Here is a 15,271-nt window from a genome sequence, read left to right as displayed (position 1 = left end):
TCAGTTGGTCCCCGAGGTGCAAAGTTGCTGCAATTCTACGACCCAGGCCTGCACCGCGAGCCCCGCGTGCACGGGGAAGTCCGGCGTGCGCGCGGCCTGCGCCAGGCGCTGCCACCACTGCAGCCAGGCTCCGGTGTCGCCGCGCCCGGCGAGACGGCGCAGCGGGGCGTCCAGTTCCGCGAGGTAGCTGGGAGCCAGGCCCGAGCGCACGCGCACCAGGTCCAGGGTGAGTTTCTGCAGGGATTCGAGGGCCTGCGCCGGCGTCACGCCGTCCAGCTGGGTCACCCTGCCCTCGGCCAGCTGGCGCACCAGGCGGCGGGTCCAATCCAGGCCGCGCGCCGGGTCCGCCTCGAACACGGCGCGCCGGCTCCAGTGCAGCACCGCCTCGGCGTCGGCCTGGCCGCGGCGCTGCAGTTCCGCCAGCGCCGCCTCCGCCCCGGGCCGTTTCCAGGCGCGCAGGCTGCAGCGGCTGCGCAGGGTCGGAAGCACCCGGTCCAGTTGATGAGTTCCCGTGAGAAAACATAAAGAAGCCGGAGGTTCTTCAAGCACTTTCAGAAGTGCATTGGCGGCCGGCGCGGCCATCGCATCCAGCGGATGCACCAGCGCCACCTTCGGGCCGCCGCGATGGCTGGTGCCCTGCGCCCAGTCGATCAGCCCGCGCACTTGCTCGATGCCGATCTCGCGCCCCGCCGCGGCTCCCTTGGCCTCGCCTTGCCCGGCTTCCGCGCCCTCCTCGGCGCCCCAGCCGAGTTCGGCCGCCAGCGCGGCCGGAAGCACCACGCGCAGGTCCGGATGGGTTCCGGCCCGCACAAGGTGGCAGCCGGCGCACGTGCCGCAGGCGCGCGACTGCCAGGGCGCCAGCACCCGGCCCGGCGCCTCGCACAGCAGGCCCGACGCGGCCTCGAGCAGGGATTCCCACAGCCCGGTGCCCCGGGCCCCATGCAGTAGCGTCGCCGGAAAATCCATGTTTTTCCTAGGCTTCCAGAAAACTCTTGAGACTTTGCAACACGTCCTCGCGGACGTCCTCCAGGTCGCGGTTGGCGTCGATCACCCGCCAGCGCCGCGGTTGCTCGCGCGCCAGTTCCAGGTACTCCCGGCGTACCCGTGCGAAAAACTCCTGCGGCTCGCGCTCGAAGCGGTCGGCCGTGCGTCCCTGGGCTTGCATGCGTTGCGCGGCGACTTCTGCGGGCAGGTCGAGCAGCAGGGTCAGGTCCGGCTCCAGCCCCGGGTGCACCCATTGCGCCAGCGCCTCCAGGCGGTCGCGCGGAATGCCCTTGCCGGCGCCCTGGTAGGCCAGCGTGGCGTCGGTGAAGCGGTCGCAGACCACGTCCTGCCCGCGCAGCAGCGCCGGCTCGATCACGTGCAGCACATGCTCCTGGCGCGCGGCGAACACCAGCAGGGCTTCCGCGGAGGTGCTCATCGGCTCGCTGAGCAGCAGTTCGCGCAGGCGCTCGCCCAGGGGCGTGCCGCCCGGCTCGCGCGTGGCCACCACCGCGCGTCCCAGGCCCCGCAGGGTCTCGACCACGGCGCTGAACTGGCTGCTCTTGCCGGCTCCATCGATGCCTTCCAGGGTGATGAACCAACCGCGGGACTGGGGAGTTTTCAAGACAGGGGCCTCAACGGGAGAGTTGGCGCTGGCGCGCATCGGAGGTCTTGGGCGCGGCGGAGCCGGCGGACGCCGGCGCCGCGCCGGGCAGCCGCCGCGCTTGCGACGCGGCCGCGTCCGCCGCGGCACCGGATGCACCCGAGGCTCCGGATGCGCGGTGCGCCTGCAACAGGTAGCGGGTCACCGCCGCGTCGTGCTGCGCCAGGGTGTCGGAGAACACGCTGCTGCCGTCGCCGCGCGCCACGAAATACAGCGCTCGGCCGTCGGCCGGGTGCAGCGCCGCCTGCAGCGCGGCCGCACCGGGAAGCGCGATCGGCCCGGGCGGCAGCCCCGCGTGCAGGTAGGTGTTGTAGGGCGAGGCCAGCTGCATGTCCTTGTGGCTCAGGCGGCCGCGGTAGGCGCTGCCCAGCCCGTAGATCACCGTCGGGTCGCTCTGCAGCGGCATGCCGGCGCGCAGGCGGTTGACGAACACGCTGGCGATGCGCGCGCGGTCGCCCGGGTTGCCGGTCTCCTTTTCCACCATCGAGGCCAGGGTCAGCGCCTGGTGCGGGTCGCGCAGCGGCAGGCCCTGCTCGCGCCCGGCCCAGGCCCGCGCCAGCTCGCGCTGCATCAGCCGGTAGGCTCGCTGCAGCAGGGCCAGCTCCGAGCTGCCGCGCCCGTACAGGTAGGTGTCGGGGAAGAATTCGCCCTCGGGGTCCAGGCCTTCGGGCGCGCCGATGCGCTGCAGGATCTGGCTCGGGCTCAGCCCTGCCGCGTCGTGCACCAGGCCGGGCGCCTGGTCGGCCGTGGCCAGGAACTGGGAGAAGGTCCAGCCCTCGGGCACCGTCAAGACCAGCAGCGACTGGTCGCCGCGCGCCATCTTGCGCAACAGGTCCCAGGGAGTGATGCCCTGCTCCACCTCGTAGCTGCCGGCCTTGAGCTGCGTGCCCTCGCCGGTGATGCGCGCCAGCCAGTAGAACAGGCGCGGCGACAGGTCGGCCCCCTGGGCGCGGATCTGCGCGGCCGCGCTGCGCGCCGGGCTGCCCAGGCGCACCGTGAAGTCCAGCGGGGAGGTGGACAGGCGGATGGGCGCCAGCGCCCAGCCGACGAAGCCGGCCGCAGCGCCCACGGCGCACAGGAACACCAGCGCGAACAGGCGCGCCGGCCAACGCGTTTTCAAGCCTTTCACTCGATTCCAGGAGGCGCGCCGCGGCGCGATGCGGCACGGGCCGCGATGCGCGCGCCGAAGGGCGGCGCGCAGGGTTCGGATCAGATTCCTATACTAGCCGACCCGATCCCGATGCCAGCGACCCGGCCCCCGCGCCGTCCAGCCGATGCCTAGTTCCCTCATTGAATTGCCCGGCGCGGGCCTGATGCTCGCGCGCGGTCCGCAGGCCGTGGACCTGCTGCACGCCCAGCTCACGCAAGAGTTGCGCGACTGGCCCGAATCCACCGCTCGCATGGCCGCGCTGTGCACGCCGCAGGGCCGCATGCTGGCCGATTTCCTGCTCTGGCGCGAAGCCGACGGCTCCATCGCCCTGCTGCTCGACGCCGAACTGCTGGAGCCCACGCTCAAGCGCCTGCGCATGTACATCCTGCGTCTGAAGTGCACGCTGGACGACGCACGCGCGCAGCGCCACGTGTACGGCCTGCTGGAGGACGCCGCGGACGACCCGGTGCTGCCCGGCGAGGCGCTGCCGGTGTGGGGTACGCGCCAGGAGGGCGAGCTCACCGCCATCCGCCTGCCCGATGCGCCGGGCCAGCGGCGCACGCTGCTGGTGACGGGGCAGGCGCTGGAATCCCGCGAAGCCCTGTCCGCGCTGCCGCGGGGCTCCGAGGAGGCCTGGCGCCTGGCCGAGCTGCGCGCCGGCATCGGCCATGTGGGCGCCGCCACGGCCCAGCAATTCGTGCCCCAGATGCTCAACTACGAGGTCCTCGGCGCGGTGGATTTCCACAAAGGCTGCTACCCCGGCCAGGAAATCGTCGCCCGCACCCAGTACCGCGGCAGCATCAAGCGCCGCACCTTCCGCGTGCAGGGCGCGCAGGCCATGCGCGCCGGCGACGAGGTGTTCAGCGCGGCCGACCCCGGCCAGCCCTGCGGCATGGTGGTCTCCGCGGCGCCGTCGCCGGACGGCGGCTGGGAGGCGCTGGCCGAACTCAAGCTCGACGCCGCCGCTCAGGCCGAGCTGCACCTGGGCGCGGCCGCTGGCCCGCAGCTGCGCCTGGCCACGCTGCCCTACGAGCTGCCCGCCGCGGGCTGAAGCTCCATGTGCCTGATCGCCTGGTCCTGGCAGCCGCGCGGGCCGCGCACCCTGCTGCTGGCCGCCAACCGCGACGAATGGCTGCAGCGCGCGGCCAGCCCCATGCACTGGTGGGAAGCGCAGGACGACGAGCTGCCGGCGCTGCTGGCCGGGCGCGACCTGCAGGGAGGCGGCACCTGGCTGGGCGTGCGGCGCGACGGCCTGCTGGCGGCACTGACCAACGTGCGCGAACCCGGGCCGCGCGATCCGGCCAGGCCCTCGCGCGGAGACTTGCCGCTGCGCTTCCTGCGCGGCCGGCATCCGCTGGACCCCGGCCGCCGCGAGGCCCCCGACCCGCAGGCCTGGGCACGCGAACTGCAGCAGGGCATGGCCGATTACGCCGGCTTCAACCTGCTGCTGGCCGACCTGCGCCGCGGCCGCATGGCCTGGGTGTCCAACCGCGGCGGCTTCGCCGAGGTGCAGCCCGGTGTGCACGGCCTGTCGAATGCCGCGCTGGACACGCCGTGGCCGAAGGTGCTGCGGCTCAAGCAGGGCGTGGCGCAATGCGTGGAAGCCGGCTGCGCGTCGCCCGCGCCGGGCTCCGAGTTCGAATTCCTGCTGGAGCGACTGGCCGACGCCCGCCCCGCGCCCGACGCGGACATCCCGGCGCCGCCCGAGGGCATGCAACTTTCCGAGCCGTGGAGCCGCGGGCTGTCGGCGCCCTTCATCCAGTTGCCCGACTACGGCACACGCTGCTCCACCCTGCTGCGCGCCGACGCCGACGGCAGCATGCACGTGCTCGAGCTGCAGCGCCAGCCCCAGGGCGGGCTGCGCCGCGAGTACCGCTGGAACTGGCAGGAAGCTTGAGAGCCCGTCAGACCGAGCGCGCGGCCGCGTGGGCGCTGGCCCAGGCCCACTGGAAGTTGTAGCCTCCCAGCCAGCCGGTGATGTCCACCGCCTCCCCGATGAAATGCAGCCCCGGCACGCGGCGGGCCTCCAGGCTGCGCGGGTCGAGCTCGTGCGTGGCCACGCCGCCGCGCATGACCTCGGCCTTGTTCCAGCCCTCGGTGCCGGCCACGCGCGGCGACCACGCCGACAGCGCCCCGGCCAGGCGCTCCAGCGCGGCGCGCCCGGTCTCCGCCACGCGTCGGGCGCCGTCCAGCCCCTGCTGATCCAGCCAGGCCTGGGCCAGGCGGCGCGGCAGCACCTGCGCCAGGACGCCGAGCAGCGACTGGCGCGAGCCCTGCTGGGCCTGGCGCAGCAGGCCGGCCAGGTCCGTGCCGCAACCCAGGTCGAGCCCCAGGGCGCGCCCCGGCTCCCAGTAGCTGGACACCTGCAGAACGGCGGGACCCGACAGGCCGCGGTGGGTGAACAGCAGGTCCTCGTCGAAACTGGCGCCTTCGCAGCTCGCGCGCACCTGCAACGCCACGCCGGCCAGTTGGGCGAAGGGCGCGAAATCCTCCGCCACGAAACGCAGCGGCACGAGCGCTGGGCGCGGAGGCTCCACGTCCAGGCCCAGGGAACGCGCCAGGCGCAGCGCCCAATCGGTGGCGCCGATGGCCGCCACCGGCAGGCCGCCGGTGGCCACCACGACGCGAGCGCTGCGCAGCGCTCCAGCGTCGGTGTCGAGTTCGAAACCGCGCGGGCCCGGGCGCAGCGCATGCACCCGGCAAGGGTGCAGCCAGCGCACGCCGCCGCGCTCGCATTCGGCGCGCAGCATGTCCACGATGGCGCTGCTCGCATGGTCGCAGAACAACTGCCCGCGGTGCTTCTCGTGAAAGGCGATGCGGTGGCGCCGCACCAGTGCGACGAAGTCGCGCGGCGTGTAGGCGCCCAGCGCCTGCGCGGCGAACTCGGGGTCGCGCCCGACGTAGTGGCGCGGCCCCGTCGACACGTTCGTGAAATTGCAGCGCCCGCCGCCGGAGATGCGGATCTTCTCGCCGATGCGCCGGGCATGCTCGATCAGCACCACGCGGCGCCCGCGCTGCGCCGCCACCGCCGCGCACATCATGCCCGCCGCGCCGGCTCCGACCACCACGAGGTCGCAGGCATCTGCGGGGCTGGATCGCGAGGACTCGGGCATGGCGGCGCTGGGCAAAGCCCGCATTGTCGCCGATGCCCGGGCCGGGCCGCCGCGGGATTCGCGCGGCCCCGCCCTCCTTCCCCCGCATGTCTTTCCTCGCTCGCCCGAACACCCGGTCCGGCTCATCCGGCCATGCCCCGCAGCTGCCCCGCGCCTTCCTGCTGCTGATGGCCATGGCCTGTGCATGGGCACCGCACTGGTCCTGATGCTGGTCTGCGCGGCGCTGGCCCCGAACGTGCCGTTGATGGCGGCGGCCTGCCTGGGAATGGGCCTGAGCGCCTCGCTCGCGCAGCAGATCATTCCGCTGGTCGCGCACCTGGCCGCGCCGCAGCGCCGCGGGCGCGCGGTGGGCCTGGTGATGAGCGGCCTGCTAGTGGCCGGGCAGGCCTGGGCGCTGGGCGGCTGGCCCGCGGTGGCGGGCGCCGGAGCGGCCTTCGCCGCCGCCGCGCTGCTGCTGCACGCGCTGTGGAACCCGGGGCCCGCGCCCGCTCACTGAGGCGCGAGGCGGGCGTTGCGCGCGCGCACCGCACGCAGGTCGACGCCGGTCGCGCGCAGGTAGTCCTCGTCCAGGCGCGCGTGCAGCGCCGGCTCGATGCGGGCGAGCTCGGCTCCGTGCATCGCCCGCGTGACACCGGGAAGGTCCTGCGCCCCGGCTTCGGGCTCCGCGGCCTGCTCCGCCCCATGCTCGGGCCCCCAGACCACCGGCCCGAAGCCGCGGCTGATGTAGAAGCTGCACGAATCGCCGTTGGGCAGGACCTCGCTGAGCACGTAGGGGCGCAGGGTCGAGGGCTGCAGGTCCAGCAGCACGATTTCGCCGTCGTGCACCGGACCGCCGGCGTGCACGTCGCACACATGGGGCCCGCCGAAGATCTTGCGCAGCATGCCCAGTTCCACGTAATCCCAGTTGTAGCCCTCGTTCCAGGTGACGCGCATGCGCATGTTCAGGCTGATGGCGTCGTCGCCGTTCCCGGGATCGGTGGTGACGTAGGGCACGTCGGACGTGCTCGTGCCCTGCCCGTCCAGGATGGGCACGTAGCCGATGTGCGTGCTCAGCGCCTTGCCCAGGAAGGTGGGCTCGCTCACGCGGGCGCCATTCAGATGGGCCATCTGCAGGCTGAAATCGATGCCGTAGGGGGTGTTGTTCATCATCCGCACCTGGAGCGCGGCGGCACCGGCAGGAAGCTGCGCGCCGGCGAGCAGCGCGGCGAAGGCGAGTTTGTGCATGAGGGGTCTCCCGAGGTGGTCCGGAGTCATCCGATAAGCCCCACTATCCCACGCACGCGCCACCCCGCTCGCCGACCCGGGATTGCGCGCGCACCGCGCTCTCAGCGCTGGCCGATGCTGGCGTGCGCGAACACGCCGCGCGCATCGCGCGGCTCGCTGCGCCAGTACTGCGGCGGCACCTCGACGCTGGCGCCCAGCGCGGCCGCGGCATGCCAGGGCCAGCGCGGGTCCCACAGCATGGCGCGGGCCAGCGCGACCATGTCGGCGCGGCCCTCGCGCACGATGTCCTCGGCCTGCCTCGGCTCGGTGATCAGGCCCACCGTCATGGTCGGCAGGCCGCAGGCCTCGCGCACGGCCTGGGCCAGATGCACCTGATAGCCGGGCCCCACCGGAATGCGCTGGCGCGGCGACACCCCGCCCGAGGACACGTCGATCCACGCGCAGCCGTGGGCCTTGAGTTCCAGCGCGAAGGCGCTGGTCTGTTCCACGTCGAGTCCGCCTTCCACCCAGTCGGTGGCCGACACGCGCACCCCGACCGGAACGCTGTCGGGCACGGCCTGGCGCACGGCGTCGAACACCTCCAGCGGAAAGCGCATGCGCGCCTGCGCGCTGCCGCCGTAGGCGTCGCCGCGCTGGTTGGCCAGCGGCGACAGGAACTGGTGCAGCAGGTAGCCGTGGGCCACGTGCAACTCGATGGACTGCAGGCCGATGCGCACCGCGCGCTGTGCGCTGCGCACGAAGGCCTGGCGGATGCGCGCCAGGCCCGCGGAGTCGAGTTCGGCCGGCGCCGCTTCGCCGTCCGCGTGGGGCAGCGCCGAAGGCGCCACCGGGGTCCAGCCGCCGTCGCTCGTGCCGATCAGCCCGCCGCCGTCCCAGGGCCGGGCGCTGGAGCCCTTGCGCCCGGCATGCGCCAGTTGCACGCCGATGGGCAGCGAGCCCATCTTGCGAACGGACTCCAGCACCGCGCCCAGCGCTGCCTCGTTGGCATCCGAATACAGGCCCAGGCAGCCGTGGGTGATGCGCCCGATGTCCTCCACCGCGGTGGCTTCCAGCAGCAGCATGCCGGCGGCGCTTTGCGCCATCTGCCCCAGGTGCACGCGGTGCCAGTCCCCCGCGTTGCCGTCCTCGGCGCTGTACTGGCACATGGGGCTGACGATGATGCGGTTGGACAGCCGCAGGCGACCGAGTTCGATCGGGGAGAACAGGAGGCTGGACATGGGATGCGGCGCGCGGCGCGTGGCGTGGAAAGTACCGCCGCAAACTATACGAAGCGCGCCGGGATCCTGCAGGCGGCGCCGCGGCGCCGGCCGGACGCGGCAAGGCTCAGGCGCCGAACAGGAAGCCCAACACCCGCCCGAAGTCGCTCAGCCAGGCGCGAGGGCCGCGCAGCCGCGGCTCCGGAGTTTCGTCGAAGGTGCCGAACACGATGGACTCGCCATCCCAGCGCAGCGTGAGCTGGGCGCCGTCCAGCAGGTCGTCGCGGCCGTTGGCCGGGTCCAGCACCAGGGCCTTGCCCGACTCCAGCCGGGCCAGCACGAAATGCCGGCCGTCGGGCACCAGGGCCATGCAGGGAAGCTGCGCCGGCTCCAGCGCCGACGGATGCAGTTTCACGGCGCGCGCGCTCAGGCCCAGGGCCTTCGCGCCCAGCAGCAGGTCGATGGGACTGAGCGCCCCGCTGGGACGCACGAGGTGGTCGCGCAGCGAAGGCCCGTCGGCCGGCAGGTCGTGCAGGCGCGCGATCAGGACCAGGCAGGACAGGCCCGCGTCGTCCGTCGCCGCCCGCTCGTCCGCCGGCAGCTCGGCGGGTTTCGGCACCGCGGCTTGTCGCATGCGTTCCCTCGAGTTCTTGTTCTGGCTGTGGTGGATCGTCGCTCCCTGCGCGCGCGAACGACGTTTCGTCCGCAGTTGATGGGAACAACGACGAGGTCAATTTATCCACTTTCCGGGACAAACGGGTCCTCCGTCGCATCTTGTTACGCGTGTTTGCACCACTTGACAGCCTACCTGCCCGGAACTCGCTCGGGAGCTCAGTCCACCACTTCGAAGCTCGGCTCGTGGTGCACCGGGAAGTTCACGGAACGGGCGATGAAGCAGACCTTGCCGATTTCGCCGTGGATGGCTTCGGCGCGGGCCAGGTCGGCACCGCGGCGGACCACGATGTGGGGTCTGAGCACCGCCTTCACGAAGCGCCCGGCGCCGTCGGGGGTGCTCTCGCCCACGCCGACCGCGTGGTCGCGGTAGCCCAGCACCACGATGCCCGCGACACTGGCCAGGTGCAGGTACCAGAGCATGTGGCAGGCCGACAGCGAGGAAATCAGCAGGTCCTCGGGGTTCGCAAGCCCCGGATCGCCGCCCAGGCGCGGATCGTTCGAGCAGTGCACCACCGGCTTGCCCGGAATCGCGATGTCCCAGCTGCGGTCATAGCCGCGATAGCTGCGCGTGCCCTCGCCCCGGTTGCCGGTCCACTCGACCCGGCTGATGAATTCGTGCTGTTCCGCCATGTCGGCGCCTCCTTGGCATTCGTTGGGCCATGCGTCAATTCCCGGGGTCCTCCGCCCCGGCGCTCAGGCGAGCGCTTCGCCGACCACCTCGGGGTGCTTGCGCGCGATGCGGATCAGCGCCTGGGCCGCCCCCGAGGGCGAGCGTCGCCCCTGTTCCCACTCTTGCAGAGTCCGCTTGGAAATGCTTAGGGGCTGGGCGAACTGAGCCTGGGACAGGCCCGTGCCTTGCCGAGCCTGTAGCACCTCGTTCGGCTCGACAACGGACCTGGCGTAAAGCAGCAACAGCCAGATTTCGCCACAGGGGCGCGAGACGAAATAGATCGCGCGCGCTCCGCGGCGCTTGCCCATGCCCGCCCGAGACCAGCGCACTTTGCGGCAACCGCCGCTGAGGAAGCGCAAGGTGCATGGCGTGGAGCCAGCGCGGGCCACGTCGCGACGCTCACAGGCGTTCGCCGCGGTGGAACTTACGGCGTCGTATCTTGCCGGAAAACGTCTCCCCTGCTGCTTCTAAGCTGCGCGGAACAGGCGGTTGTACTCGAATAGGCGGACGATGCGTGCCTTGAGGCCAGCGGCGTCAGGATGACCCGTGTTGACGATCACAGCCGGCTCCTCCGGCACGATGACCGATGGAACAACGAGAAGTGCTGCCGTACCTCCCCTTATCCAGTCGGAACCCCGCTTCACGCTACCGCGTCCTGCAGGAATGGCCGACCACGTAATGTCGAGCCTGCCTATGTCCAAGGTCTCTCTGGCCGACCATGTCTTGTCGGGTACCGTGATCTCGACCAGATAGCGATTCAGCGGCAGTCCGCCGTCGTCGATGTGCGCAGCGGTCTCCAGCACCGCGATCGCGATCGTGGGTGCCGTGTACAGGACGGGTTGTCCAACATCGTTCCAGCGACCCGGACTCTTTGCCGCGCCAGCGCCACTGAGGTCGTCGGCGCCATGACTCCTCGTGTCGGCAGCGATTCGCCAGAGGATCACTGGTAAGCCCCGCTCTCGATGGCACCCAGGACCCTGGCGACCATGTCGAGTCCGGTCGGCGTGCCGATGAGATCAGCTGGCTTGCGGCCGCCCAACACAGGCTGCGGGCGCTCGATCCATTGGCCCAGCCACTTGGCAACATCAAAGTCCTTCGCCTCAGCGGCCGTCGAGTTCTCGATGATGCTCTTGGCGATAGCCAGTAGCCGTGCGAGGCCGAGGGCCGCCTGGCCGCCGGCACCCGAAATCCGTTCCTTGGCCGCAACCTTCTTCTCTGCCGTCGCCTTGGGGATGCCAACGATGTCGAAGATGCGCACGGCCGGGATGTCCATAAACTTGGACAAGTCCTTCAGGAAGATGCTGTCGATCCCGTGCCGCTCGACCTCGACGATCTCCATCGGGGTCGCTTTGGCGACGCTGGTCACAAATGCCTCGACGCCCTTGCTGTGGATATAAGTGATCAACCGGTGCTTGCCGGGCGCCATGTTCACCTTGGCTCGCTTTACGACCGACCCTTCCAAAGTCTTCGAGACCGCGCCGCCCGGCTCATGAACCATGACGCCGGCCTCCGCGGCCCGCCCCGACTTCCTTGCGACTGCAGAGGCAGTTGCTGGCTGCGCTGCACGGCGCTTGGCCGATGGCTTTGCGGGGGCGGTCTTTTCGCTCAGGTCTGTCATGGTCGTGGCGTCCAAATTGATGCTCATCATAGCCTCGATTTGCACGAATTACCGGCAAGGGGGATAGGATGGCGGACGTGGAGGCCGGCAGGATCGGCCCGCCGGGTGTTGAGGGAGCTCACCGCGCAGCGACCCAGGTTGACTGCTCGACCGGCGATGGCACTGCCATGGTGGGGTCGCGCTCTCCCCGGCCTGGTGCTTTTCGTCGGCACGCATCCGCGACCTCAGCGGTTTCGCGCTTGCCCTGTTCGCCCTGTTCGCCCTGCTCTGTCTCGTGGGACTGCTGCAGGAATGGGCGGCGAAACGGCGGACGGTCATCGCTGCCCCGAAGCCCGTCGACCTGTGGCATAACGTCCCGTGGAACGGCACGCGGCCGTTCCGGGGATGCCGGAACGACCCCAAGGGGTGCCGACGGACTTTGCAGCCCGCACGGCCCGCGCACTGAGCGGCGATCTGCCGCGCAAGCAACGCCCACGAAAAAGCCCGCGCATGACATGTCAGGGCGGGCTTCTCAGGACCTGGGGCAAGTCCTTGATTCTCTTTCGGTCTTGATGGTCGGGGCGAGAAGATTCGAACTTCCGACCCCCTGCACCCCATGCAGGTGCGCTACCAGGCTGCGCTACGCCCCGACTGACCGAAAACGAAAAGTGTAGCAGCTTCAGTCGCCGCGCAGAAGCTCCCGCAGCAGGAAAAGTTCGCGCAGCAGCTCCTCGCGCCCGGCCGGTGTCCAGGAAGCGGGGTCGCCGGCGGGAAGCGGCACCGCTGGCACTCCGGGCAGCACCACCGGCGCGGCGGTCTCGGCGCCGCGCAGCGCTTCGGCGCCCTGGGCCTGGCTGAGCTTGGCGCGGGCGCCGTGGATGGTGAAGCCCTGGTCGTACAGCAGCTCGCGGATGCGCCGGATCAGCAGCACCTCGTGGTGCTGGTAGTAGCGCCGGTTGCCGCGGCGCTTCATCGGGCGCAGCTGGCTGAATTCCTGCTCCCAGTAGCGCAGCACATGGGCCTTCACGCCGCACAGCTCGCTGACCTCACCGATGGTGAAGTAGCGCTTGGCGGGAATCGGCGGCAGATCCGAGGAGGCGGTCATGGCGGGCGCGGCTCAGCGGGCGTGCGAGGGGAGCGGGCCCGGCGCTCAGGCGCGGGGTGCGGTACCGGTGATGGTCAGCGGCAGGGCCGCTTCCTGGGGGCCTTGCAGCTGCTCCTTGAACTTCTGGCTGGGGTGGAAGGTGACCACGCGCCGCGCGCGGATGGGGATGATCTCGCCGGTGCGCGGGTTGCGCCCCGGACGCTGCGCCTTGTCGCGCAACTGGAAGTTCCCGAAATTGGACAGCTTCACGTCCTGCCCGCTGGCCAGCGCGTCGCGGATCAGGTCGAAGAAGGCGTCCACCATGTCCTTGGACTCGCGCTTGTTCAGCCCGATGCGCTCGTAGAGCAGTTCCGACAACTCGGCCTTGGTCAGGCTCGGGGTCTGCAGGCTGGTGACCAGTTTTTCCATGATGGGATGGGTCCTTCGCGAAAGACGGTCGTCGGATGGGCGGATTCAGGCGCGCAGCCGCGCGCCGAAGGCGCCGTGCAGGGCTTCCACCACCGCCGCGCAGGCGGCGTCGGCCTGGGCGTCGGTGAGGGTTTCCTCGGCCTGCAGGCTCAGGCGCAGCGCGAGGCTGCGGGTGCTGGTGCCCGGCAGCGGGAACACGTCGAAGATCACGGCATCGGCCAGGATGGCGCAGCGCGCATCGCCGCCGCGCAGTTCGCGGACCCGATCCAGCACGCCGGCCGCGGGCACGGCGGCCTCGAGCACGAAGGCCAGGTCGCGCAGCACCGCGGGGGTGCGCGGCAGCGCATGGGGCTGGGGCAGCAGCTGCTGCTGCAACAGGGCGGCGTCGAGCTCGAACACGATCGGGGCCAGGGGCAGCGCGTATTTCTGGGCCCAGCGCGGGTGCAGCTCGCCCACCACGCCGGCATGCCGGCCGCCGATCAGCACGGCGGCGGCACGGCCCGGGTGCAGCGCCGGATGCTGCACCGGCTCGAAGCGCAGCTCGCCGCAGCCTGCGCACAGTTGCTGCACGTCGGCCTTGACGTCGTAGAAGTCCACCGGGCGCTCGGGCGCGGCCCAGCCGGTGGGCATGACCGGCCCGTAGGCCAGCCCGCCCACGCGCACGGGCTGCTCCACGCCGGCGGGTTGCAGGTCCTCGCGCCCGGGGGCGCGCAGGAACACCCGGCCCACCTCGAACATGCGCGCGCGCCGCGCACGCTGGTTGAGGTTGGCGCGCAGGGTCTGCAGCAGGCCGCCGAGCAGGCTCGAACGCATCACGCCGGCTTGCGCGCTGATGGGGTTGCGCAGCGCGATGGGCTGCGTGTTGCCGGCCAGGTCGGCTTCCCATTCCGGCTCGGCGAAACTGAACTGGATGGTCTCCTGGTAGCCACGCTCGACCAGGGCCAGGCGCAGCGCGTGCTGGCTGCGCCGTCCCTCGGGCTCGGCCAGCATGGACAGGCGCGCCAGCGGCGGGCGCACCGGGATGTTGGCGTAGCCGTGGATGCGGGCGATTTCCTCCACCAGGTCTTCCTCGATCTCGAGGTCGAAGCGGTGGCTGGGCGGAGTGACGACGAAACGCTCGTCGGCGCCCTGCCCTTCGCGCACGGCCGGCAGGCCCAGGCGCTCGAAGATGCGCGCCATGCTCTCGGCACCCACCGGGGTGCCGATGATGCGTTCGCAGCGCGCCACGCGCATGGCCACCGGCTTGCGCTCGGGAAGGCGCAGGCGCTGGTCGTCCACCGGGCCGGCCTGGCCGCCGCAGACGTCGAGGATCAGGCGGGTGATGTATTCCAGGTGCTCGACCGTGGTGGCGGGGTCGACGCCGCGCTCGAAGCGCGCGCCGGCATCGGTGCTGAAGTTGTAGCGCCGCGCGCGCCCGCGGATGGCCTGGGGCCACCAGAACGCGGCCTCGACGTACACGTTGCGCGTGTCCAGGCTCACCGCGGTGGCCTCGCCGCCCATGATGCCGGCCAGGGACTCGATGCCCTTGCCGGCGGCGATCACGCCCACGCGCTCGTCCACCTCGATGGTCTGGCCGTTGAGCAGCTCCAGCGATTCGCCGGCCCGCCCCCAGCGCACCTCCAGGCCGCCCTCGATGCGGTCGAGGTCGAACACGTGGGTGGGACGCCCGAGTTCGAGCATCACGTAGTTGGAAATGTCCACCAGCGCGGAGATGCTGCGCTGGCCGGCGCGCTCCAGGCGCTGGCGCAGCCAGGCCGGGGTGGGCGCGCGCGCGTCGACGCCGCGGATCACGCGCCCGGAGAATCGCCCGCACAGGTCCTCGGCCAGCACGCGCACCGGCAGGGTCTCCTGCAACTGCGGCGCCACCGGCTCGAAGCGCGGGCGCTGCAGTTCGGCGCCGGTGATGGCCGCGAGTTCGCGCGCCACGCCGTACACGCTCATGCAGTGGCCGAGGTTGGGCGTGAGCTTGATCTCCAGGATGCGTTCGTCCAGGCGCAGCGCCTCGCGCAGGTCCTGGCCCACCGGCAGTTGCCCGTCCAGCGCCAGCAGCCCGGAGTGGTCGACGGACAGGCCGAGTTCGCGCGCCGAGCACAGCATGCCCTGCGAGTCCACACCGCGCATGCGCGCGGCGCCGATGCGAAAGGCCTTGCCGCCGGGCTCCGCCGGGGGCAGCTCGGCGCCGATGGTGGCGCAGGGCACGGTCATGCCGGCGGCCACGTTGGGGGCACCGCAGACGATCTGCAGCGGCGCCGGGCCTCCGGCGTCGACCCGGCACACGCGCAGGCGGTCGGCATCCGGGTGCGGCGTCACCTCCAGCACCCGGGCCACCACCACGCCGCGGAAATCCGGCGCGGCGGCGCGCAGCTCCTCGACTTCGAGGCCGGCCATGGTGAGGCTTTCGGCGAGCTCCTCGATACCGGGTTTCGGGTTGCAGAAACTGCGCAGCCAGGATTCGGGTACTTGCATGGATCGGCGGAAGACGAAATCT

At 71.5% G+C, this 15,271-nt stretch carries 17 protein-coding genes and 1 tRNA gene; 3 read left to right on the top strand and 15 right to left on the bottom strand.

Going from position 1 to position 15,271, the window contains the following annotated elements; all coding sequences use genetic code 11:
• Genes D466_RS0104520 through mltG form a run of 3 tightly spaced genes read right to left on the bottom strand, consistent with a single transcriptional unit; the run spans nt 1 to nt 2,765 of the window.
• Nucleotides 1-966 (bottom strand): hypothetical protein, encoded by a 966-nt coding sequence (locus D466_RS0104520; RefSeq protein ID WP_018912519.1) that lies wholly within the window; start codon nt 964-966, stop codon nt 1-3.
• Between the two features lie 7 nt (nt 967-973).
• Nucleotides 974-1,645 carry a dTMP kinase gene (gene tmk, locus D466_RS0104515; protein ID WP_051083676.1) on the bottom strand — a complete coding sequence of 224 codons (672 nt, stop codon included), beginning with the start codon at nt 1,643-1,645 and terminating at the stop codon, nt 974-976.
• Nucleotides 1,617-2,765: an endolytic transglycosylase MltG gene (gene mltG, locus D466_RS20535; RefSeq protein WP_018912517.1), complete on the bottom strand. Its 1,149-nt coding sequence runs from the start codon at nt 2,763-2,765 to the stop codon at nt 1,617-1,619. Before mltG ends, tmk begins: the two co-directional genes overlap by 29 nt.
• A gap of 154 nt (nt 2,766-2,919) precedes the next feature.
• On the opposite strand from mltG, the gene D466_RS0104505 reads away from it, so the two are divergent.
• Together D466_RS0104505 and D466_RS0104500 are read left to right on the top strand one after the other, a co-directional pair.
• Nucleotides 2,920-3,846, top strand: coding sequence for a folate-binding protein YgfZ (locus D466_RS0104505; RefSeq protein WP_156003998.1), 927 nt, complete (start codon nt 2,920-2,922; stop codon nt 3,844-3,846).
• A 6-nt stretch (nt 3,847-3,852) separates the two neighbouring features.
• Entirely contained in the window at nt 3,853-4,692 is an 840-nt protein-coding gene (locus tag D466_RS0104500; protein WP_018912515.1) for an NRDE family protein, read from the top strand.
• A gap of 7 nt (nt 4,693-4,699) precedes the next feature.
• On the opposite strand, the gene D466_RS0104495 is transcribed toward D466_RS0104500, so the two are convergent.
• The gene (locus D466_RS0104495) at nt 4,700-5,908 is read right to left on the bottom strand and encodes an aminoacetone oxidase family FAD-binding enzyme (RefSeq protein WP_018912514.1); all 1,209 of its coding nucleotides are present in this window, start codon (nt 5,906-5,908) and stop codon (nt 4,700-4,702) included.
• Between the two features lie 184 nt (nt 5,909-6,092).
• Between D466_RS0104495 and D466_RS0104490 the strand changes: the two genes are divergently transcribed.
• Nucleotides 6,093-6,404, top strand: a complete 312-nt coding sequence (locus tag D466_RS0104490; protein ID WP_018912513.1) for a hypothetical protein — start codon at nt 6,093-6,095, stop codon at nt 6,402-6,404.
• Here D466_RS0104490 and D466_RS0104485 read toward each other — a convergent pair.
• From D466_RS0104485 to pheT, 11 genes are all read right to left on the bottom strand, one after another.
• Nucleotides 6,398-7,132 carry a hypothetical protein gene (locus tag D466_RS0104485; protein WP_018912512.1) on the bottom strand — a complete coding sequence of 245 codons (735 nt, stop codon included), beginning with the start codon at nt 7,130-7,132 and terminating at the stop codon, nt 6,398-6,400. The genes D466_RS0104490 and D466_RS0104485 overlap by 7 nt on opposite strands.
• Before the next feature lie 101 nt (nt 7,133-7,233).
• Nucleotides 7,234-8,349 carry an NADH:flavin oxidoreductase/NADH oxidase gene (locus tag D466_RS0104480; RefSeq protein WP_018912511.1) on the bottom strand — a complete coding sequence of 372 codons (1,116 nt, stop codon included), beginning with the start codon at nt 8,347-8,349 and terminating at the stop codon, nt 7,234-7,236.
• 106 nt (nt 8,350-8,455) lie between these two features.
• Entirely contained in the window at nt 8,456-8,962 is a 507-nt protein-coding gene (locus D466_RS0104475) for a cysteine peptidase family C39 domain-containing protein (RefSeq protein WP_018912510.1), read from the bottom strand.
• Between the two features lie 197 nt (nt 8,963-9,159).
• Nucleotides 9,160-9,633: an OsmC family protein gene (locus tag D466_RS0104470; RefSeq protein WP_018912509.1), complete on the bottom strand. Its 474-nt coding sequence runs from the start codon at nt 9,631-9,633 to the stop codon at nt 9,160-9,162.
• Nucleotides 9,634-9,696: 63 nt separating this feature from the next.
• On the bottom strand, nt 9,697-10,032 hold the full coding sequence (locus tag D466_RS25085; protein ID WP_369759392.1) for a helix-turn-helix domain-containing protein: 336 nt from the start codon (nt 10,030-10,032) through the stop codon (nt 9,697-9,699).
• 108 nt (nt 10,033-10,140) lie between these two features.
• A complete protein-coding gene (locus tag D466_RS23125) occupies nt 10,141-10,617 on the bottom strand; it encodes an RES family NAD+ phosphorylase (RefSeq protein WP_081629808.1) in 477 nt (158 codons plus the stop codon).
• Nucleotides 10,614-11,318 (bottom strand): antitoxin Xre/MbcA/ParS toxin-binding domain-containing protein, encoded by a 705-nt coding sequence (locus D466_RS0104460; RefSeq protein ID WP_231385656.1) that lies wholly within the window; start codon nt 11,316-11,318, stop codon nt 10,614-10,616. The genes D466_RS23125 and D466_RS0104460 overlap by 4 nt, the downstream gene beginning before the upstream one ends.
• Before the next feature lie 525 nt (nt 11,319-11,843).
• Nucleotides 11,844-11,920: transfer RNA gene (locus D466_RS0104455), tRNA-Pro, on the bottom strand.
• 29 nt (nt 11,921-11,949) lie between these two features.
• A complete protein-coding gene (locus D466_RS0104450; protein WP_018912506.1) occupies nt 11,950-12,375 on the bottom strand; it encodes a MerR family transcriptional regulator in 426 nt (141 codons plus the stop codon).
• A 45-nt stretch (nt 12,376-12,420) separates the two neighbouring features.
• On the bottom strand, nt 12,421-12,783 hold the full coding sequence (locus D466_RS20525; RefSeq protein WP_018912505.1) for an integration host factor subunit alpha: 363 nt from the start codon (nt 12,781-12,783) through the stop codon (nt 12,421-12,423).
• Between the two features lie 45 nt (nt 12,784-12,828).
• Nucleotides 12,829-15,249, bottom strand: a complete 2,421-nt coding sequence (gene pheT / locus D466_RS0104440) for a phenylalanine--tRNA ligase subunit beta (protein WP_018912504.1) — start codon at nt 15,247-15,249, stop codon at nt 12,829-12,831.
• Nucleotides 15,250-15,271 lie beyond the last annotated feature (22 nt).

It is taken from the genome of Thiomonas sp. FB-6, assembly GCF_000377645.1.
GTDB lineage: Bacteria > Pseudomonadota > Gammaproteobacteria > Burkholderiales > Burkholderiaceae_C > Thiomonas_A.
The sequence above is the reverse complement of the archived record's forward strand: the minus strand, read 5'-3'. Positions and strand labels throughout refer to the sequence as shown.

Coding starts and splice junctions, on each gene's coding strand:
- D466_RS0104505 (WP_156003998.1), top strand. CDS start 2,920: ATGCCTAGTTCCCTCATTGAATTGCCCGGCGCGGGCCTGATGCTCGCG.
- tmk (WP_051083676.1), bottom strand. CDS start 1,645: ATGCGCGCCAGCGCCAACTCTCCCGTTGAGGCCCCTGTCTTGAAAACT.
- D466_RS0104490 (WP_018912513.1), top strand. CDS start 6,093: ATGGGCACCGCACTGGTCCTGATGCTGGTCTGCGCGGCGCTGGCCCCG.
- D466_RS0104475 (WP_018912510.1), bottom strand. CDS start 8,962: ATGCGACAAGCCGCGGTGCCGAAACCCGCCGAGCTGCCGGCGGACGAG.
- D466_RS0104460 (WP_231385656.1), bottom strand. CDS start 11,318: ATGAGCATCAATTTGGACGCCACGACCATGACAGACCTGAGCGAAAAG.
- D466_RS0104480 (WP_018912511.1), bottom strand. CDS start 8,349: ATGTCCAGCCTCCTGTTCTCCCCGATCGAACTCGGTCGCCTGCGGCTG.
- D466_RS0104470 (WP_018912509.1), bottom strand. CDS start 9,633: ATGGCGGAACAGCACGAATTCATCAGCCGGGTCGAGTGGACCGGCAAC.
- pheT (WP_018912504.1), bottom strand. CDS start 15,249: ATGCAAGTACCCGAATCCTGGCTGCGCAGTTTCTGCAACCCGAAACCC.
- D466_RS0104495 (WP_018912514.1), bottom strand. CDS start 5,908: ATGCCCGAGTCCTCGCGATCCAGCCCCGCAGATGCCTGCGACCTCGTG.
- D466_RS20525 (WP_018912505.1), bottom strand. CDS start 12,783: ATGGAAAAACTGGTCACCAGCCTGCAGACCCCGAGCCTGACCAAGGCC.
- D466_RS0104485 (WP_018912512.1), bottom strand. CDS start 7,132: ATGCACAAACTCGCCTTCGCCGCGCTGCTCGCCGGCGCGCAGCTTCCT.
- D466_RS0104500 (WP_018912515.1), top strand. CDS start 3,853: ATGTGCCTGATCGCCTGGTCCTGGCAGCCGCGCGGGCCGCGCACCCTG.
- D466_RS0104450 (WP_018912506.1), bottom strand. CDS start 12,375: ATGACCGCCTCCTCGGATCTGCCGCCGATTCCCGCCAAGCGCTACTTC.
- D466_RS0104520 (WP_018912519.1), bottom strand. CDS start 966: ATGGATTTTCCGGCGACGCTACTGCATGGGGCCCGGGGCACCGGGCTG.